General features: G+C 37.6%; 22 protein-coding genes. 16 read left to right on the top strand and 6 right to left on the bottom strand.

What is annotated here, in order from left to right:
- The first annotated feature begins 28 nt into the window (after positions 1–28).
- The 4 genes from IGK81_RS10860 to IGK81_RS10845 all read left to right on the top strand — a co-directional run bounded on the left by IGK81_RS10860 (position 29) and on the right by IGK81_RS10845 (position 2801).
- Entirely contained in the window at positions 29–484 is a 456-nt protein-coding gene (locus tag IGK81_RS10860; protein WP_010737119.1) for an arginine repressor, read from the top strand.
- 18 nt (positions 485–502) lie between these two features.
- Positions 503–2038 carry a phosphoglucomutase gene (locus IGK81_RS10855; RefSeq protein ID WP_034699900.1) on the top strand — a complete coding sequence of 512 codons (1536 nt, stop codon included), beginning with the start codon at positions 503–505 and terminating at the stop codon, positions 2036–2038.
- Positions 2039–2040: 2 nt separating this feature from the next.
- The gene (locus IGK81_RS10850; protein WP_034699898.1) at positions 2041–2247 is read left to right on the top strand and encodes a hypothetical protein; all 207 of its coding nucleotides are present in this window, start codon (positions 2041–2043) and stop codon (positions 2245–2247) included.
- A gap of 152 nt (positions 2248–2399) precedes the next feature.
- Positions 2400–2801 carry an organic hydroperoxide resistance protein gene (locus tag IGK81_RS10845; RefSeq protein WP_010720840.1) on the top strand — a complete coding sequence of 134 codons (402 nt, stop codon included), beginning with the start codon at positions 2400–2402 and terminating at the stop codon, positions 2799–2801.
- A 281-nt stretch (positions 2802–3082) separates the two neighbouring features.
- Here IGK81_RS10845 and IGK81_RS10840 read toward each other — a convergent pair whose 3' ends face one another.
- Positions 3083–3913, bottom strand: coding sequence for a manganese catalase family protein (locus IGK81_RS10840; RefSeq protein ID WP_010720838.1), 831 nt, complete (start codon positions 3911–3913; stop codon positions 3083–3085).
- A gap of 227 nt (positions 3914–4140) precedes the next feature.
- On the opposite strand from IGK81_RS10840, the gene IGK81_RS10835 reads away from it, so the two are divergent.
- The 8 genes from IGK81_RS10835 to IGK81_RS10800 all read left to right on the top strand — a co-directional run bounded on the left by IGK81_RS10835 (position 4141) and on the right by IGK81_RS10800 (position 12149).
- The gene (locus IGK81_RS10835; protein ID WP_034699896.1) at positions 4141–5466 is read left to right on the top strand and encodes an ABC transporter substrate-binding protein; all 1326 of its coding nucleotides are present in this window, start codon (positions 4141–4143) and stop codon (positions 5464–5466) included.
- A 40-nt stretch (positions 5467–5506) separates the two neighbouring features.
- The gene (locus IGK81_RS10830; protein WP_010737122.1) at positions 5507–6418 is read left to right on the top strand and encodes a carbohydrate ABC transporter permease; all 912 of its coding nucleotides are present in this window, start codon (positions 5507–5509) and stop codon (positions 6416–6418) included.
- Positions 6415–7269, top strand: coding sequence for a carbohydrate ABC transporter permease (locus IGK81_RS10825; protein WP_034699894.1), 855 nt, complete (start codon positions 6415–6417; stop codon positions 7267–7269). The genes IGK81_RS10830 and IGK81_RS10825 overlap by 4 nt, the downstream gene beginning before the upstream one ends.
- A complete protein-coding gene (locus IGK81_RS10820) occupies positions 7270–7884 on the top strand; it encodes a DUF624 domain-containing protein (protein ID WP_034699891.1) in 615 nt (204 codons plus the stop codon).
- 176 nt (positions 7885–8060) lie between these two features.
- The gene (gene sapR, locus IGK81_RS10815; protein ID WP_010720833.1) at positions 8061–8735 is read left to right on the top strand and encodes a two-component system response regulator SapR; all 675 of its coding nucleotides are present in this window, start codon (positions 8061–8063) and stop codon (positions 8733–8735) included.
- A gap of 17 nt (positions 8736–8752) precedes the next feature.
- Entirely contained in the window at positions 8753–9778 is a 1026-nt protein-coding gene (gene sapS, locus IGK81_RS10810; RefSeq protein WP_010720832.1) for a two-component system sensor histidine kinase SapS, read from the top strand.
- Positions 9779–9866: 88 nt separating this feature from the next.
- Positions 9867–10733 carry a GRP family sugar transporter gene (locus IGK81_RS10805; RefSeq protein ID WP_034699888.1) on the top strand — a complete coding sequence of 289 codons (867 nt, stop codon included), beginning with the start codon at positions 9867–9869 and terminating at the stop codon, positions 10731–10733.
- Positions 10734–10769: 36 nt separating this feature from the next.
- The gene (locus IGK81_RS10800) at positions 10770–12149 is read left to right on the top strand and encodes an APC family permease (RefSeq protein WP_010720830.1); all 1380 of its coding nucleotides are present in this window, start codon (positions 10770–10772) and stop codon (positions 12147–12149) included.
- 222 nt (positions 12150–12371) lie between these two features.
- On the opposite strand, the gene IGK81_RS10795 is transcribed toward IGK81_RS10800, so the two are convergent.
- A complete protein-coding gene (locus tag IGK81_RS10795) occupies positions 12372–13559 on the bottom strand; it encodes a toxic anion resistance protein (protein ID WP_010720829.1) in 1188 nt (395 codons plus the stop codon).
- A gap of 169 nt (positions 13560–13728) precedes the next feature.
- On the bottom strand, positions 13729–14394 hold the full coding sequence (locus IGK81_RS10790) for a 5-bromo-4-chloroindolyl phosphate hydrolysis family protein (RefSeq protein WP_010737126.1): 666 nt from the start codon (positions 14392–14394) through the stop codon (positions 13729–13731).
- A 225-nt stretch (positions 14395–14619) separates the two neighbouring features.
- On the opposite strand from IGK81_RS10790, the gene IGK81_RS10785 reads away from it, so the two are divergent.
- The 4 genes from IGK81_RS10785 to IGK81_RS10770 are packed head-to-tail and all read left to right on the top strand — an operon-like array spanning position 14620 to position 16749.
- The gene (locus IGK81_RS10785) at positions 14620–15183 is read left to right on the top strand and encodes an NUDIX hydrolase (RefSeq protein ID WP_010720827.1); all 564 of its coding nucleotides are present in this window, start codon (positions 14620–14622) and stop codon (positions 15181–15183) included.
- Between the two features lie 12 nt (positions 15184–15195).
- Positions 15196–15480 (top strand): cell wall synthase accessory phosphoprotein MacP, encoded by a 285-nt coding sequence (gene macP, locus IGK81_RS10780; RefSeq protein WP_010720826.1) that lies wholly within the window; start codon positions 15196–15198, stop codon positions 15478–15480.
- 16 nt (positions 15481–15496) lie between these two features.
- A complete protein-coding gene (locus IGK81_RS10775; RefSeq protein WP_010737128.1) occupies positions 15497–16189 on the top strand; it encodes a 5'-methylthioadenosine/adenosylhomocysteine nucleosidase in 693 nt (230 codons plus the stop codon).
- Positions 16190–16200: 11 nt separating this feature from the next.
- Entirely contained in the window at positions 16201–16749 is a 549-nt protein-coding gene (locus IGK81_RS10770) for a cysteine hydrolase family protein (RefSeq protein ID WP_034699886.1), read from the top strand.
- Between the two features lie 248 nt (positions 16750–16997).
- Here the strand turns inward: IGK81_RS10770 and IGK81_RS10765 are convergent, their stop codons facing one another.
- Genes IGK81_RS10765 through bioB form a run of 3 tightly spaced genes read right to left on the bottom strand, consistent with a single transcriptional unit; the run spans position 16998 to position 19201 of the window.
- Positions 16998–17582 carry a biotin transporter BioY gene (locus tag IGK81_RS10765; protein WP_010737130.1) on the bottom strand — a complete coding sequence of 195 codons (585 nt, stop codon included), beginning with the start codon at positions 17580–17582 and terminating at the stop codon, positions 16998–17000.
- Positions 17569–18246, bottom strand: a complete 678-nt coding sequence (gene bioD, locus IGK81_RS10760) for a dethiobiotin synthase (protein WP_034699883.1) — start codon at positions 18244–18246, stop codon at positions 17569–17571. The genes IGK81_RS10765 and bioD overlap by 14 nt, the downstream gene beginning before the upstream one ends.
- On the bottom strand, positions 18236–19201 hold the full coding sequence (bioB, locus tag IGK81_RS10755; RefSeq protein ID WP_034699881.1) for a biotin synthase BioB: 966 nt from the start codon (positions 19199–19201) through the stop codon (positions 18236–18238). Before bioB ends, bioD begins: the two co-directional genes overlap by 11 nt.
- Positions 19202–19608 lie beyond the last annotated feature (407 nt).

Here is a 19608-nt window from a genome sequence, read left to right as displayed (position 1 = left end):
CTATAATCAAAGACAAGAGGTGTCCGCTATGAAAAAAATCCAACGACAAGCATTGATTCGTCAGATCATCACAGAAAAACCAATCAGCACACAAGAAGAACTATTGCTTTGTCTTCAAGACGCAGGGGTGACAGCCACTCAAGCAACTATTTCGCGTGATATCCGTGAGCTGAAGTTAGTGAAGTCTACGGATGAAAATAAGCAAGTTCGTTACAATCTATTCAGTCAGCCTGCTGAAACGTTACATGAAGAACGACTACAAGCAGCTGTTAAAAGAGAAGTCTTGAAAATACAAGTTGTTCAATTTATGATCGTGGTGCTAACAGAAAAAGATGGGGCGGATGTCGTAACCAATTGGTTAGATGAAGTCGCTTATCCAGAAGTTGTTGCAACGATTGCTGGAGTGGATACATTCATTGTGATTTGCCGTTCGGAAGAAGAAGCACAAGATTTTGCAGAAAAATTAGAAAGAATGAGGGAATAAAAGAAGGGAGAATGATTTATGACTTTGTTGAAAGCGCTACAAAACGGATCTGATATTCGAGGGATTGCCATGACGACGGAAACACATTCAGCTAATTTGACACCAGCTGAAATCCAAAAAATAAGTTGTGGCTTGGTTAATTGGTTAAAAAGGGATCATCCACGCAAATATCAAGAAGGTAAATTAACGGTAGGAGTGGGGCGGGATAGTCGAATCAGTGGTCCAACGTTAGAAAAAGCGCTGATTGACGGATTAATCGAACAAGGCATAAATGTTCTTGATTTTGAGTTAGCTACGACACCGGCGATGTTTATGGCTACTCAGTTTTCTCAATTCCAGTGTGATGCAAGTGTGATGCTAACAGCTAGTCATTTGCCGTTTTACTTTAACGGCATGAAGTTTTTTACAGCTAATGGCGGCGCAGAAAAAGAAGATATCGCATTTATTTTATCAGAAACAACACCAAATAAAACCAATCATAAGGGGACAGTCCAAAAAGCTGATCTGTTAACACCTTATGCAGAAGACTTAGTTCAAAAAATCAAAAATGGTATTAGAAAGAAAGGAATGTCTGACACAAAACCGTTAGCTGGCTGGCGGATCATCGTAGATGCAGGAAATGGCTCCGGTGGTTTTTTTGCTGAAAAAGTACTACAACGATTAGGGGCAGATACGACAGGTTCGCAATTTTTAGAGCCAGATGGTCATTTTCCAAACCATATCCCGAATCCAGATAATGCTGAAGCCATGGCAAGTATCAAGCAAGCTGTTTTAGAAAGTCAAGCCGATTTAGGAGTGATCTTTGATACGGATGTTGATCGTTCGGCAGTAGTCAGTGCAAGTGGTCAAGTGATCAATCGTAACAATTTGATCGCCTTATTAAGTACGATCGTGTTAAAAGAATACCCTGGAGCGACGATCGTAACTAATTCACCAACGTCTAATCACCTAGAAATGTTTATTGAAGAAAAAGGTGGCAAACAAGATCGTTACATTTCAGGTTATCGTAATGTCATTAATCGTGCAATTGCATGCAATAAAGAAGGAATCAATGTTCCATTAGCGATTGAAACAAGTGGGCATGCAGCATTCAAGGAAAATTATTTTTTAGATGATGGTGCCTATGTCATTGCAAAAATTTTGATGCTTTTGCCAGAACTAAAACAAACAGAACAAACGTTGGAAGAGATTATCCACGACTTAAAACAGCCACAAGAAGTACAAGAAATTAGGTTAAGGCTTAGTGGAGAGGATCCGAAAAAACAAGGGGCAACAATTATTCAAGGGCTAGCGAACGAATTGAACGAAGAGGGACTGGTATTTCATCCGGAAAATGAAGAAGGAATTCGTTACGATCTAAAAGAACCATATGGGAATGGCTGGTTTTTATTACGAGCAAGTTTGCATGAGCCATTACTGGTGCTCCAGATCGAAAATGATGAAGTTGGAAAAAATCAACACGTTTTACAGCTACTTGCGGAACATTTAAAGAAATACTCAAATGTTGAACCACTGATAGTGGATACTAAGGAAGCGAAGGGAAATGAAAAGTAAAAATGGTTGCGAACATAGTAATTTTTTTGACTATATTAGTTTATGGTGTTAATTTTTTAGTTTTTCTTTATCTTAGAATCAATCATATCAAAAATTGTGTAGAGAAATTAGCTATTTATTTGGGAACAAATATGACTTTATTATTTACGAGTGGTATTTTTCTCTTTTTTGGAAAAATCATTGAAGATGGCATCCTTGTTTTTGAATAAGTAACTTTCATGAGAAAATAAACTAAATGCTCATGTTAATCAAGAAGTCCTCAATCGTTGCAGTATGAATCTAGGAGCAGAATTTTTGAACAAATTGCTAGATATGCTTACACTGGTAATAGACGAAGTGTCATATCGAAAGGAGCAGTACAATGAAAAAATTATACGAAACAGCGATGATTAATCATGGCGGACGAGAAGGCGAAGTAGCAGCACCAAATGGTTCGATGCAAATGAAGATCACTCCTCCAGGCATCCATGCTGAAGGAACAAATCCGGAACAACTATTTGCTGCGGGCTATGCCTCATGTTTCAATGGTGCACTGCAACATATGATCAAAGAAGCAAATTTGTCCGTAGATTCCACAGTTAAAGCACGAGTTTCCCTTTATACCCTTGATGAAGGTGGTTATAAAATCGGTGTGGTCTTAGAAGTACATGTTGACGATGTGAGCGAAGAACAAGCCAAGCAATTAGCGGAAGATGCCCATGATTACTGCCCTTATTCAAAAGCGACAAGAGGAAATATTGATGTTGAGGTAGTGACAGTTTAAACGATTTTTCTATCTAAGGAAGAAGTAAGTACCTTTAGATAACTACTTTTTTTATAAAAAACAGGACCGGTAGAATTTTCTATCGGTCCTAAAAATGATGTTGACGGTCTCAAACTATTCTTAGCTTATAAATGTCAATAGAAGCTAAAAAATGATCGACCAGCAAGCATTTCTACTGTCTTTAGTAGGAAAGTAATAGCTTGCTGGTCGATCATTCTTATTTTTATTCTGTTGAGTGGTAAGGACCCAAAGGATGTTGGACACAACTACTTTTGCATGTTTTATTTTTTACTTGGCGGTGTTCCATACATTTTTGGTGTAACCCGTTGTAATTTTGGTTTATCACCTTCAATTTTTGGTTCTGCTAACCATTGGTATTCGCCTTCACCATCTAAGGCTTCACCACTTGCCCAAGAACCTTTGCTGCTTTCATCACCTTCTGAGAAATTATAAAAGTCATAGGCGATATCTTTTCGTTCGTTTTCACGATTGAACGTACTTGGTACAAGAATGGATCCTTCGTTTTCTTCCAATTCTTTCACGGCACTTGCCCATAAGTTTTGATGATAACTATCTCTTGCAAGCAAGACTGCCAGTAAATCTTTGACACCACGGTCATCGATCATTTCATAGATACGAGCGACTTGTAACCGTCCTTGAGATTCAGCATTTAGATTGGCACGGAAATCAGCTAACAAGTTTCCACTTGCAACGATATAACCGCCGCTCCAAGGATTGCCAACACTATCAGCAGGGCGTGGTCCTAAGCCAGCGACAATTGCATGCTGAGGATTCATACCAGAGATGATTGCACCGATCGTAGGATCTTTCTTCATTGCTTCTTCTTGGTCTTCAACTGGCGCATCTTCTAATAAGCGTGCGACCATCGTTGCTAACATTTCGACATGTCCAAGTTCCTCTGTTGCGATATCCATTAACATGTCTTTATATTTTTCTTCTCCTCGGCAGCTCCAACCTTGAAACAAGTATTGCATTGCCACACTCATTTCTCCGTATTGTCCACCGATAAGCTCTTGTAAATATTTTGCGATTAACGGATTCGGACGATCTGGTTTTGCTTCAAACTGTAATTCCTTTTGGTGTCTGAACATCAAAAATTCCTCCTAATCTTTTATTAATACATTTACATTCTGCGCTTTAAAATGAGAAAACACAAAGGAAATGCTTAGAAAAAATATAGTGGTAGATTTAATCTGATATATGAGTAGACGCGCCTAATAAATTGTTATTTTCTGATTAAAATGATATCGTTATATTAAAATGTTATCGGTTGCAAATGACAAAAGATAACCTTTTTATTAAAAAACGGAGGGATAAAATGAAAAAGTTGTTAGTTACTGGGGTGCTGGCAAGTACAGCATTATTTTTGTTGGGAGGCTGTGGTTCAAGTAGTGCAAAGTCAAACGCAGCTAGTTCATCTGAAAAAACAAGTGACGGGAAGAAAACTATTGATTTCTGGTCATTTTGGGGATCAGGAGCACGTAAAGAAGTGATCGAAGAGATCATTGACGATTACAATCAATCACAAGATCAGATCCAGGTTAATTATAAATACCAACCGTGGGGGGATATTTGGACCAAATCATTGTCAGCGATTACAGCGGGGAATGCACCAGACGTGATTGTTCAAGATATCAATTCAGTTGCTCAAAGAGCTGAAGCGCAACAGGCCACAAACTTATCTAAATATGTAGATGAAGAGACCTCAAAAGATTTTTATCCACAATTGTGGGATACAGTGGAGTACAAAGGTGATCCATATGCGATTCCGTTCAACACAGATACTCAAGTTATTTTTTATAATAAAAAATTATTTAAAGAAGCAGGAATCGCTGAAAAAGATTTACCAACTACATGGGATGAATTAGAAAAAACCGCCCATCAATTGGATAAAAAAGACAAGAAAGAATTCACACGAATTGGATTTTATCCTTTATGGAATTTAGGGGCAGATGTCTGGGCATTAAATGCAGATAATGGGACAAGCTGGTTTGATCAAGACGACAAAATCAAAATCGATACGAAGAATAAAGTTGAAGCATTAGAGTGGATCCAAGATTGGCAAGACTATTATGGGAAAGATACGATCAATAAATTAGAGGCAGAATTTGGCTCAGGTGTTTCTGATCCATTCATCTCAGGTTTAGTCGCAATGCGTGCCCAAAATATCAATTATTATTCGAGCTTGATGGAAAATGCTCCAGAAGATTTTGATTTTGGTGTCATTCCGCTTCCAGAAAAAGAAAAAGGTTCTGGTCATTGGTCATGGGGCGGCGGCTTTGTACTCGAAGTACCTTATGGGGCGAAAGATCCAGAAGCTTCTTATGACTTTATCAAGTATCTTTCTTCACCAGAAGTTCAAGAAAAATTTGGCGAAAAGAGTTTTGATATCATGGCAAGTAAAACAGCCAATGAGAACTTAGTGAAGAATGAACAGCTAAGTGACAAGGGACGAATGATCTATCAAATGGCTGATGAGAATTTCAAAAATACGGTCATTACACCTGTTCCATTAGCGGCACCAGATTATACGACACTAGTGAATGAGCAAATCGATCAAATTCTTTTAGGAACAAAAACACCAAAAGAAGGTTTAGCTGATGCTCAAAAAGCGGTGGAGAATTTAGTAAAACAAAATAACTAATCAACTGTTGACTAATTGAAAGAAAAAAGGAGGCAAGAAAATGAAGCGTTTATCGATCCGAAAGAAAAAAGAGGCAAGATGGGCCTATTTATTTATCTCGCCTTTTATTATTGGCTTTGTCGTCTTTATGTTAGGGCCCATGCTTTTTTCTGTTATCGGAAGTTTCACTGATTATAATTTGACTTCTAAAATGAATTTCATTGGATTAGCTAATTTTAGACGGATGTTTCTACACGATGATCTTTTTTGGAAATCATTATACAATACAGTGTATTTCGTCCTATTCAATGTTCCTTTAACCACAATGTTTAGCGTATTTCTAGCAACGATTTTAAATCAAAAGATCAGAGGAATTAGTATTTTCCGAACGATGTTTTATTTACCCGCAGTCCTATCTGGTGTTGCTGTTTATATTTTATGGATGCAGCTGCTCTCACCTTCTGCCGGGTTGATCAATACGTTTCTAGGTTGGTTCAATATTTCTGGACCAGCCTGGTTGTTTGATCCTAACTGGACAAAGCCAGCTTTGATTTTAATGAAAATCTGGAGTTCTGGCGGAGCAATGCTGCTTTATTTAGCGACTTTGCAAAACGTTCCACGCTCTTTATATGAATCAGCAGCGATCGATGGCGCTGGCGTATGGGGGAAATTTAAAAATATCACGTTGCCGTTGATCACACCAATTATCTTTTATGATGTGATTACTTCAACGATCGGCTCTTTTCAAATTTTCCAAGAGGCTTATGTGATGACTAAAAATGGGACAGGAGGACCAGCTAACTCTTTACTATTTTATAATCTTCACATGTGGAATAAAGCTTTTGTTGCATTTGATATGGGGTATGCGATGGCGATGTCAATGATCCTATTTTTAATTGTGTTAGTGTTGACTTTTATTAATTTGAAACTGGCACCTAGATGGGTCTATTACTCTGGAGGTGATGGCAAATGATGGAATATTTCAAAAGAACAAGTGTTAATCGTCAAACCAAAAAAATCATTAGTTATCTCCTCATGACTGCTATCGGGATCGTATTGATCACACCATTATTGTGGATGGTATTTACTTCTTTAAAACCAATGGAAGAGATCGTACGTTATCCTCCAACCTTTTTTCCAGAAAAAATTGTTTGGCAAAACTATCTGGATACCATTACTGCTTTCCCATTCTGGCGTTATGCAAGGAATACTTTATTGATCACAGTCTTAGTGGTATTCGGCAATGTTCTCTCGAATTCTTTCATTGCTTATGGGTTTGCGAAATTAGATTTTCCAGGAAAAAAGCTAATGTTTGCTTTAGTCCTTTCTACAATGATGATTCCAGGTTTTGTGACCATGATCCCCCAATATGTTCTATTCTCAAAAATAGGCTGGGTAGGAACTTATTTACCATTGATCGTTCCATCATTTTTCGGCAATGCATTTAATATATTTTTGATGCGTCAATTTTATTTATCCATCAATGATGAATTAATTGAAGCGGCAGAAATCGATGGAGCAAATCATTTCTATATTTGGAGCCGTCTGATGCTGCCGCTGACTAAACCAGCGTTAATCACGATTGCGATCAATTCATTCAATGCGGCTTGGAACGATTTTTTAGGGCCGTTATTATACATCCAAGATCAAGAGAAGTATACTTTACAGATTGGGTTGCAAGTTTTCCAAAATCAGGCGACGACTCAATGGAATTATTTGATGGCAGGAGCCACACTTGTTTTGATCCCAACGATTTTGATGTTCTTCTTTGCGCAACGTTACTTTATTGAAGGAATGGATTTGACAGGAGGGTCAAAAGGCTAAATGAATAAAATTCATAGTGAAAAAATCAATCAGCATTTTTTGACAGTCATTGAATGGATTCCGTCATTGCTTATTTTGCAATTCTTATGGCTATTAACTAGCTTACCGCTGTTGACAATCGGCAGTGCTAGTCGTACGGTTATGTCTACCATTTATCACTACCACAAAAACGAAGAGAAAAAGATCCATACGTTGTTTTGGCAAGAACTTCGTCATAATTTTTTGACCTATCGTAAGCAAGACCTCATAGTAAGTTTCTATTTATTGCTTTTACTAATTGATAGTCGTATTTTTCTTTACTGGGGCGGAGCATGGGGATTGATATTGATGTATGCTTCGTTAAGTATCCTTTTTTTAAGTATCGTGATGGTTAGCTACCGTATGTTGCTCCAAATAGAGAGCGCAAACGAAGTCCCTCTTTTTACTGCTTCTATTTTATTTTTTTATCAATGGAAAAACGCTCTCTTACATTTAGGGGGAACCCTGCTACTACTGCTTTTTTTATTCTTCCTGGGACCTATTTATGTGGTTTTAGTCGGAGGAAGTTCATTGCTTTATTTACAAACTTTTTTGTTTTTTGGACGGAAAGAAATAAAGAGCCCTTCAAAAGTTTAAGAATAGTCAAAATATTTGCGATGAAAGAATCAACTACCTGACTAAATATTGAGGAATAAACCCATCGTTTCAGATATAAGGGGTACGAAGAGAGAAATAGTTGAAAATATGGTTACTTGTCACGTTCGGCCTTCTTTGTTATGGTTATAGCAAGAAAGAAGTAGGAGGACAACAAGATGGCAAAAATTATGGTTGTAGAAGATGAAGAAATCATCCGCCAACTCATCATGGAAGAACTGGAAAAGTGGCAGTTTGAAACGTTCGGTACCTCTGATTTTAATCAAGTATTTGCAGACTTTGAAAAAGAAGAACCTCAACTTGTTTTATTAGATATCAATCTTCCGGTCTTTGATGGCTACTACTGGTGTCAAAAAATTCGAGAAGTCTCCAAAGTGCCGATTATTTTCATCTCCAGTCGAAATACCAATATGGATATGATCATGGCGATGAATATGGGCGCAGATGATTTTGTCACCAAGCCTTTTCAAATTGATGTGCTGATTGCCAAAATCAATGCTTTATTGCGACGTTCATACAATTATGGGGAACTGTCGAGTGAAGTCATGAGTCATAACGGGATCACGTTGAATGTTGATAATGGGAGTATGGAAATCAACGGTGAAATCATCGATTTAAGTAAGAACGAATATCGATTACTATTTATCTTGATGAAGCAACATGGGAAAATCCTTAGCAGAGAAAAGTTATTGAGAGCATTATGGGATGATGAGCGGTTTGTTGATGACAATACATTGACAGTCAATATCAATCGTTTACGTCGGAAAATCGAACAAGCAGGGATCAAAGGATATATCGAAACAAAAGTCGGGCAGGGCTATATTGTTCCCTGAAAGGATGAAAATAAATAATGAATTTCTTTAAATACTTAAAGGATCAATGGTCGTTGCTCTTAGGCTGGCTCTTTTTTGTCTTGCTAACGATTTTTGTCATGTGGTTAGCACCTAATATTTTAGTCGACTGGACGATGGTTGGCTATCTGGCACTTATTCAAGCCGTATTTTTGTTTTTTTATTTACTTGTCCGTTATTTAAGCAAACGTCATTGGTGGGAAAAACTTGCCGATCTCAAACAAATATCTCCGCTGCAAAGTTATTTGAGTGGCGGTCATACAGAAGAAGAAAAATTAGTCGAAGATTATATCAATCAATTGATCCGTGAGCACCAAGAAGTTATGCAAGAGGCGATTAGTAACCAACAGGATCAAAAAGATTACATTGATTCGTGGGTCCATGAAATCAAGGTGCCTTTAGCAGCCTCTGAACTCTTGGTGCGTTCGATTGAATTTGATATTGATGATCAAAAATATACCCTACTAGAAAACGAACTAGCCAAAATCGATGAATATGTAGAACAAGTTCTTTATTATGCACGGTTGGATAGTTTTTCGAGAGATTATTTAATCCAAGAGTATGAATTAAAAAGCATCATTCAGCCAGTGATACGCAGTCAGGCGAATTACTTTATTCAAAAAAATCTTCGGTATGAGATTATTGGAGAAGATCAAAGAGTTTTAACAGATGCCAAGTGGGTAGCTTTTATATTCAAACAAATTTTGAGCAATGCGATTAAATATACACCTGACCATCGAGAAATCATTATTTCGATCGAAAAGAACCAACAAGGGATCTCTTTAGCCATCAAAGACTCGGGCATCGGTATTCCTAAAGAAGACTTGTCGCGGATTTTTGACAAAGGATTCACAGGTTCTAATGGACGATTGAGTAAAACACATTCTACTGGTTTAGGGCTTTATTTGGCTAAATCCTTAGCTGAAAAACTTGGGATCCAACTACTTGCTGAATCAATTGTAGGAGAGGGAACAACGATGACCCTGTTTTTCCCAATCTTAAATTTCTATAATGAGAAACGTTAGAAAATAGTTAGAATCGAAAAAAACTTCTTGTGTTGTGAACGTTTTCGCTGATAAGTTTCATATCATGTGAAATAAAAGGAGATTAGTTATGGAAATTTTAATAGCATTAATCCCTATGGTAGCATGGGGAAGTATTGGTTTAGTAAGCGGGAAAATTGGTGGCGATGCCAATCAACAGACATTAGGGATGACGATTGGTGCATTTATCTTTTCATTAGTTGTCTTTTTCATCGTTAGCCCAACAATCACACCATGGATTTTCTTGATTGGATTCCTCTCTGGGTTAGCTTGGAGTGTTGGTCAAAACGGACAGTTCCATGGAATGAAATTTATGGGCGTTTCTGTTGGTTTGCCTTTATCGACTGGTTTTCAATTAATTTTGAATACGATTGCGGGAGCCGTTTTCTTTCATGAATGGACACAAACGAAAGATTATGTATACGGTATCCTAGCTTTAGTACTTCTTGTTAGCGGTGCCTATTTAACAGCACGCCAAGATGATGAAGGAAAAGTTGATACTGACAATAAAATGCTTGATTTTGGTAAAGGGTTTAGAGCATTGATCTATTCAACGATTGGTTATGGTGTTTATACGATCATTGTGAACTGGGCTAACTTGGATGCGATGTCAATCATCTTACCTCAAAGTATCGGAATGATCTTAGGTGCAAGTTTCTTTGCCTTTCGTAAAGTGAAAGTGGATCAATTTGTTTGGAAGAACATGATTTGTGGTTTGCTATGGGGAATTGGGAACGTGTGCATGCTCTTAACTGTTAAATCACTTGGTTTAGCTGTTGGATTTTCATTATCACAGATGGGGATTATCATCTCAACTTTAGGTGGTATTTTCATTTTGGGAGAAAAGAAAACGAAAAAAGAACTTGTTTACGTTATTGTCGGTTGCCTTTTAGTCATTTTAGGTGGTATCATTTTAGGGTATATGAAAACGGCTTAATGGCCGTTTTCCAACCTAAAATAGGGAGGTACTGCCATGGATTTGTTTCGTAAGAAAGAAATCAATCTCAACCACACAAGTGGGATGAAGAAAGATCTGAAAACGTCCGATTTAATTATGCTTGGAATTGGCGCAATTATCGGCACAGGAATATTTGTAGTGACAGGGGTTGCGGCCAATCAAAATGCGGGTCCAGCACTGTCACTTTCATTCGTTTTAGCTGCAATCGTTGTCATTTTATCGGGGTTAAGCTTTGCTGAGTTTGCCTCACGTGTGCCAGTCATTGGTGGCCCGTATGCGTATCTTTATGTTGTTTTTGGTGAATTTGCCGCCTGGTTAACAGGTTGGTTGTTGATTGGCGAATTTCTATTAGCAGTTTCGTCGGTTGCTTCCGGCTGGTCTGGTTATGTTCAAGGGTTCTTGGAAGGATTTGGAGTCCATTTACCACAAGCCTTGACCAGTGGTTATAATCCTGACAATGGCACCTATGTCGATTTGATCGCAGTGTTCGTTGTCATATTTGTGACATACATCGTTTCTTTAGAAGCCAAAAAAGCATTAAGATTGAATAATATCATGGTTTTTGTGAAATTCGGTATTATTGCATTATTTATCGTTGTAGGGATTTTCTTTGTAAAACCTGAAAACTGGCAACCATTTACACCATTTGGTTTTTCAGGCGTTTTAGATGGAGCAGCTCTAGTCTTCTTCGCTTTCTTGGGATTTGATTCAGTTGCAATGGCAGCCGAAGAAGTGAAAGAGCCACAAAAGGACGTTCCTCGAGGGATCATTGGTTCGATCTTGATTGCCACAGCTTTATACATCGTAGTTACCTTGATTTTAACGGGGATTGTTCCGTTTACTGAATTAGGGGTCAGTGACCCAGTTGCCTTTGCGATGCGTTACGTTGGTCATGGAACAATCGGAGCTGTGATTGCAGTCGGTGCCATTTTGACGCTCTTGACCGTAACGATTTCTATGATGTATTCGCTAGCTCGGTTATTGTTTGCTGTAAGTAAAGACGGTCTTTTACCTAAATTTATGACAGAGATCGATGAAAAGCATCGGACGCCTAGAAAGGCGACTTTTGTAGCTGGGGTAGCGGCTTTATTTTTCGCTGGTTTCTTCCCATTGAATATTCTCGCTGAACTAACAAACATCATGGCGTTGACCTATTTGATGTTAGTCAGCTTAGGATTACTTAAACTAAGAAAAATGTTTGGTAAACCAAAAGCCGGTGAATTTAAAGTGCCATTTGTACCGATATTACCGATCATATCTATCGGTACATGCTTGGTATTGATGCTTCGTTTACAACCAGTCACATGGATCGTCTTCGGTATCGTGATGGCGATTGGATTAGTGATTTACTTTGGTTATGGGTACCAACATAGTAAAATGAATCAACAAAATTGATGATTCGTGCTTTTCAAACGACCTAGGTTTAGAACCTATAGCGTAATTTGATAAGACGAGTGTAAGACATCTTGAGTCCTTCGATGAATTGGTTAGCCAAATTCATTTTGAAGGATTTCGAGGTGTCTTTTCTATCCTTTTAAAGCATAAAAAAGATGTTGGCGAATTTCACCAACATCAAAAAGTATAGAGCCTTTTTTGATTGATCCATGCAAAATAGTCTTATTGTGTTAAATCGAGTAATTTTTGTTTCAAGTCGTCTTCCATATGACCAAGTTCGACTTCTGCATGACGACGTTTTTCTTTTCCTTCTTTTTGGATGCGTAATGTTTCTTGGATCGTTTCGATCAAATCATTTTGAGTTGTTTGTAAGGTTTCAATATCAACGATCCCACGTTCATTTTCTTTTGCTGTTTCAATAGCAGAGATTTTCAACATTTCTGAATTTTTCTTCAAAAGGTCATTAGTTGTCTCAGAAACTTGACGTTGGGCGGTTACCGCATCTTTTTGGCGAAGTAACGTCAAGGCGATCACTACTTGGTTTTTCCATAGAGGGATCGCTGTTGCGATTGATGCTTGGATTTTTTCTGCTAACGCTTGGTTAGTATTTTGGATTAAACGGATCTGTGGTGCTTGCTGGATAGTGATCTGTCTTGCCAAACGTAAATCATGTGTTCGTTTGTCCAAACGATCTAGAAATTGAGTATAATCATTTGCAATTTGAACATCCATTTGATCGCCTGTTTCTTCGGCTTTTTTCATTGCTTTAGGAATGATCGTTGTTTGAAGTTCTTCCATTTTCAATTCGCCAGCTGCGATATAAATATTCAGTGCATCAAAATAATCTTTGTTTTTTTGATAGAGTTGTTCGAGCATCAAATTATCTTTTAAAAGCCCGTCTTTTTCTTTTTCTAGTTTAACAGAGATTTTATCGATTTGGGCACCGATCTTTTGATATTTTGCAGTCACTTCATAGATCGATTGTTTTACTTTGCCAAACATCCGTTGGAAAATATTGCCTTCGCCAGCTCGCAATTCATCAGGATTTGCTTCTTGCAGACGATACATCAATTCAGTCAATGAATCTCCGACAGGACCAATATCTTGTGCCTGTACATGATTTAACATGGATTGTGAAAATTCACTTAACTTCGTTTGTGCAGCAGAACCGTAGCTGATCACCGACTGTGCATCTGAAACATCGATTTTAGCTGCTAGCTCTTTGGCTTGCTCTTGTCGTTCAGCAGGTAGTTTATCAATCAAGCGTGCAGCGGTTTGTTGTTCTTGCAAAGCATTGATTTCTGACTGTTGTGTTTGGGTTAATTTATCTGTTGGGGTAGAGAACGGATTATTTAACAAATCATCTAACGTGTCATTTACAGGTGTTACCTCTTTAGGTTTATTATCCATTTAAAACTCCTCCTCGTGGTTCAATGTGATGCGATAGGTTCAATGTTATCATTTTTGTAAAAAAACAGTTGTTCATCTTATTCATCTATTATAAAGGATAAACAAAAGAAAGGATAAGCAAAAGGAGTGTCTAAGAAACAAAACACTCCTTTATGATTCTATTAACCGATCATTGAGATTGATTGTTATCATCAGATAGATTCTCTCGTTTTAAGCTTTGTTTCGCAACTGATATTTCTACATCTAGATCATCTAAATCTTCAGAGACAAATTGTTGATAGTCTTGAGCGATCAGATGTGCTAGTTGATCAATGATTTGTGAACTTTCTTCTAACTTTTCATAAGTCTGTTTGTTTTTGATTTCATGGTCGTTGATCTCAATATATTTATTGGTCAAATCGACTAAGTTTGGTAAGTGAGTATAAAGAAATTGACTTGCTTCGTGTAATCGGTTGGGCTCTTTCACCAATGCTTTGAAGAGTGCTTTGGCCGCCTTCACTGTATCGTGACGAAGATCGACAGCTTTTAGTTTGGCTGTTTGTTGCATGTTTTGTTGCAATTGTTCAATTTCGACTTTCGTTTGATTCATTGTCTGTCTAAAGAAAGTAATCTCACTAGGTGTCATCCCGCTTTTTGTATAATGTGATTCAAGTTCATCAGATAAATCGGGCATTTCATTTTTTGCTGATTTTTTCTTGCCAGAGCCAAAGATTCCCCAAATCACTAAAGCTGCGCCGATAATCAAAATGACTGTTACTAAAGAAAAGTGACCTTGACGAATCAAAAGAAACACCAACAATAGACCTAAGATCCATCGCCAATTTAATTTTCGCATAATAAGCCCTCCATATATATTCCATCCATTTTAAGTAATGAAGCGTTGTTCTCATTTCCACCCTTATTTTAGCACACTCAACCTAAGAAAGAGTATGGGACTAAAGGAGGATTTTGTAGATTTAGAGAATTTCTAAGGTTTAGTTATGGTAAACTAAAAGAAAACTCTAGAAAAATTGAAAAGTAAACGAAAAGCGGGTATTATTACAAAGAAAGTGGGAGAAAGATGCTTGAATATGAGCAATTTGAAGAAAAAACGATCGAACGAAAAGAAATCTATCACGGAGCAATCATCGATGTTGCAGTAGATGACGTCCGCCTGCCAGATGGGAAACTTGCCAAACGTGAATTAGTGTTTCATCCGGGTGGTGTAGGGATCATCGCATTTGATGATCAGGATCGTTTATTATTAGTGAAACAGTTTCGGAAACCATTAGAAAAAGTGATTTTGGAGATCCCTGCTGGGAAAATCGATCCAGAAGAAAGCCAAACACCGGAACGTACCGCTGCAAGAGAACTGGAAGAAGAGACTGGGTATCGGGCAGGAAAGCTCAAACATGTTTCATCTATGTATCTTTCACCAGGATTTGCAAATGAGATCATGCATATTTATCATGCGATTGATTTACAGAAAGTAGAGAATCCGTTGGCTCAAGATGAAGATGAGGTGCTTGAATTATATGCACTGACTTTCGCAGAAGCTAAACAAGCAATAGATGATCAACTGATCTGTGATGCGAAAACCATGTATGCGATCCAATATTGGGAGCTATTGATTAAAGGAAAGTAGAGGGATCGGCTGATGGCCAAAGGACCGCTGATTACGAGAAGTGAATTACGTAAACGACAGCAGGCGCAAGCCCAAGAGTCATTAAAACGGCAAAGAAAAGAAGAGGCTGCTTATCAGCAAGAAGAAAAGAAAATTGCTAGTTTTTATCGAAAGGAACAAAAACGGAACAAACCTATCACAAAAACAAGAATCGGTGAACGTGAAAAAACGACGAAGTGGAATTCATTTTTGATGAAATCCTTGATTATTGTTATTCTATTATTGTGTGTCGTATTTTTTGCGGTCGCATTTATTTAGAAAGAAGGAAAAAGCTATGAAAATCGGTATTATCGGTGCAATGGAAGAAGAAATCAAAATTTTAAGAGAAAAGCTAAGTGAACCCTTGTCATGGGAACGAGCAGGAGCATTGTTCATTTCAGGCTCTTTAGGAAGACATGAAGTAATTGTGGTTCGTTCAGGGATCGGTAAAGTTTTGGCATCAGTCACTACTAGTTTATTGATCCAACAATATGGTGTAAATATGGTCATCAATACAGGTTCAGCGGGTGGTATCGGACAAGGGCTACAAGTAGGCGATATCGTAATCTCTGATAAAGTAGCTTATTTCGATGCAGATGCAACCGGATTTGGCTATAAGCCAGGACAAATACCAGGGATGCCGCTTTATTATGAAGCAAGTACGTATCTTCGCACAGAGATGGCAAGAGCAGCCAAAGCGATAGATCTGAATGTGAAAGAAGGCTTGATCGTTACTGGAGATACGTTTGTTGATTCTTCCGAAAAAGTAGAAGAGATTTTAACAAACTTTCCAGATGCGTTGGCTTGTGAAATGGAAGGAGCGGCTGTTGGACAAACGGCTCGTCAGTTCAATATTCCTTTCTTGATCGTTCGTGCGATGAGTGATACTGCTGATCATGCAGCGACACAAACCTTTGATGAGTTTATTGAAGATGCAGGGAAACGTTCTGCTGAGATGGTAATCGAATTTGTCAAACATCTTGTATAAGGAGCCCATTAATGAAAGCATTGATCTCGATTGATTACACGTATGATTTTGTGGCAGATGACGGGAAATTAACGACAGGTAAAGCTGGGCAAGTGATTGAACAAGCAATGACGACTCACACGAAAAAGTTTATCGAAGAGGGAGACTTTGTGGTGTTTGCGATTGATGCGCATGACCCATCGGATAACTTCCATCCTGAAAATAAACTATTTCCTCCGCATAACGTGATTGGCACCAATGGTCGTGCCCTTTATGGTTCGCTACAAGCTGTTTACGAAAACGCCCAAGAACAAGCCAATGTCTATTGGATTGATAAGCGGCATTACTCTGCTTTTAGTGGAACAGATCTAGATATTCGGCTCCGTGAGCGGGGGATCACTGAACTCTATTTGACTGGCGTATGTACGGACATTTGTGTGTTGCACACAGCTGTTGATGCATATAATTTAGGCTATCAACTGTTTATTTTTGAAGATGCTGTAGCTAGCTTTGATCCAGTCGGTCATGACTGGGCACTACGTCATTTTGAAACAGTCCTCGGGGCAACGTTGATCAAGTAAATATATAATAAGCTTGTTAATGATTTGTGGGCCTAACTGGTTCATGAAGTAACCAGATCGTTCTGTCGTACGATAGAGTAAGTCAATACGGAAAAATAAACCGAAGGGGGACTGGGACAAAGTTGTCTCAACCTCTTCTTCGGTTTATTTTCTTTCATAATTTTGTAAGATTTTTTAAGTCAATCAATCAGTATCCATTTTAAGCCGATGGTTCGATTCTTTTCCAATCGCTGAAATAGCGGCTTTTATTAGGAGATAAAGAGTTGGTTTGCTAGTTTGTGCTTATGAATGAGTGGCAATAACTTATAGGTAAGCAAACTAGCTACGAACACAAGTAAGATATCGCAACTTAAATCAATCAATGTGGAAACTGCTAGCACACTGTAAAGAACATTCGTTTCTTTAAGGTAAAAGAATAAAATCAAGCATTTATACAACAGACCGATTAAATAGAGATAAAGTAATCCTGAATAGTTAATGATCAGGATTTTTTTTAATGGGAGCCATTTTCTGCGCCAGAACAATTTTGACAGTGTAGCTTGAATCAGTGGGAAAGTTGCAAAAGATAGTAGAAAGCCAAAACTAGGTTTAAAAATATAAAAAATACCTCCGCCACTAGCGAAAATCGGTAATCCAATGAGCCCTAGGATCAAATAACTGAATGTGACAATGAGCCCGTATTTTGTTCCTAATAAAGGATAAATCAGATAAATCGTTATAATTTGTAAAGATAAATAATCGAATAGTGGTAACGGAATCACTAGTTTTGCTGTGATGATCAATAAGGCCATCATCATCGCCATCATGGTGATATCTCGCCTATTTGTATACATTTAAATGCCACTCCTTACTAAGTTCTCTTTTTTTTGTTCTCGATTTTAACCAATGAGTTAAATCCTCTAAATAGGGTAATTTGCCAATTTGTGTGATTCCTGTCTTATCTGTCATCCATTGGCTTAAATCTTCCATGTCATTCTTTTCATTTGCTTTACTTGAATTAAAAACCAGACCTGCTATTGGAATGTTTTCGCTTTGTAATAAACTAGTCGTTAGCAACGTATGATTGATTGCACCTAAATAATTATCCGAAACGAGAATAACCGGTAATTGCAAAAGTTTGATCATGTCTAACATGGTTTGCGAGTCATTAATGGGAGAAAGCAGACCCCCTGCTAATTCAAAAATCGTGGGTCGATTTTTTTTCAAGACAACATTTGCTTTTTCCTTCAAGACAAGTAGATCGATCCATTGATGCTCTTTTCTGCTAGCGATATGTGGAGAAGCTTCTAATGACATTGAATAGAAATGAACAATATTTTGTTTCTCAATATGGCATGCTTGATAAAAATCTGTATCAGGAAACGGTCCTGTTTGGATCGGTTTCACGAGTAACGGTTCCTGATTTGTCAGATCACGTAAATATTCATAGAGTAAGACACTGATCACTGATTTTCCACAATCGGTATGAATCCCGCAAATAATATAATTATTCTTCATCACAGACACCAGCCACAACTAAACCTAAACGATCAAGCATTTTTTGATCTTCAGAAATAGGTGCTCCTTTCTCTGTCAAATAGTTGCCTAAAAAAATAGAATCCACGATCAATAAAGCAAATGGTTGGAGTTCTCCTAAATGAAACTCTCTTCCTGCACTTACCCTAAGTTCTGTAGTAGGGAATAGTAACCTCAGCATGGTTAAGATTTTTAAACATTTCATAGGGGTTAATTCATTGTGTTCCTCAAACATTGTTCCAGCAATTGGAAGTAAAAAATTGACTGGAACGGAATAAGGCTCTTGATCTTTTAAGTCAAAAGCCAGATCGACTAATTGTTCATCTGTTTCTCCCATGCCACAAATAAAACCAGAGCAAATATTCATTTTGTGCTGACGAAGTTTGTTTAATGTTTCTAACCGATCATCATAGGAATGGGTCGTTGTGATGTTTGGGTAATTATCTCGACTAGTATTAAGATTATGATTCAACCGATCTACTCCACACGATTTTAAATAATCAATTTGTTCCTCAGTAACTAAGCCAATGGATAAACAAATCTCAATCGACATTATGCTTTTGATCGTTTGAATTGCCTCACCTAAAAGGTGGATTTCTTTTTTTGATGGGCGTGTTCCGCTTAACGCAATGCAAAACACACTGGAATGATTCTTTTTAGCAATCAACGCTTTACGAATGATTTCTTTTTTGGGTAATAATCCATATGTTTCAATCGTTGCAGAACTTTTTTTTGATTGCGCACAATAACCACAATCTTCTCTACACAAGCCGCTCTTAGCATTCAGCAATGTATTCAGACGGATGATATTTTGTGACTTGTTTGTTTTGAGCTGAAGGGCTTGTGCATAATACCCCCATAAATTAGTTTTGTCTTTTAGTATCTCCAGACATGTTGTTTTTGTTAGCGGAACACAAGGTTCGAATAGATTTTCCATAAAAACACCTCTTTACTTTCGTTAACTAATTTTATTACAAAGGTTAACGAAAATAAAGAGGTAAATGAAATGATGCAGTTTTATGACTATTTATGGTCGGAAAGGGTAGATAACAGTAGAGAACAGTGAAGGAAGATGGAAGGATTTATTTTTCTTTATTAAGTGGAGTTGGTTTGTGGGTAGTCAAAATGAGCTTGGTAGAAAAGTAAATGATAATATTAAGAGAGGTTGAGACAAAAGTGTTCAGCATCAAGAAATAAGAAGGAATTTCCGAAAATTGACAAGAAACACAAAAACTCGTTTTTGATGTTGATTGTTACCTACTTGGTGCTTCTCAAATTTTTGGTAAATTTCGACAAATTTTCCGAAGATGCTACTTTTGTCTCACCGTGAACAAGAGGTCGTGA

This window comes from Enterococcus sp. DIV0703, assembly GCF_051711065.1.
Classification (GTDB): domain Bacteria; phylum Bacillota; class Bacilli; order Lactobacillales; family Enterococcaceae; genus Enterococcus_B; species Enterococcus_B hirae.
This window is presented reverse-complemented; position numbering and strand designations above follow the sequence as displayed.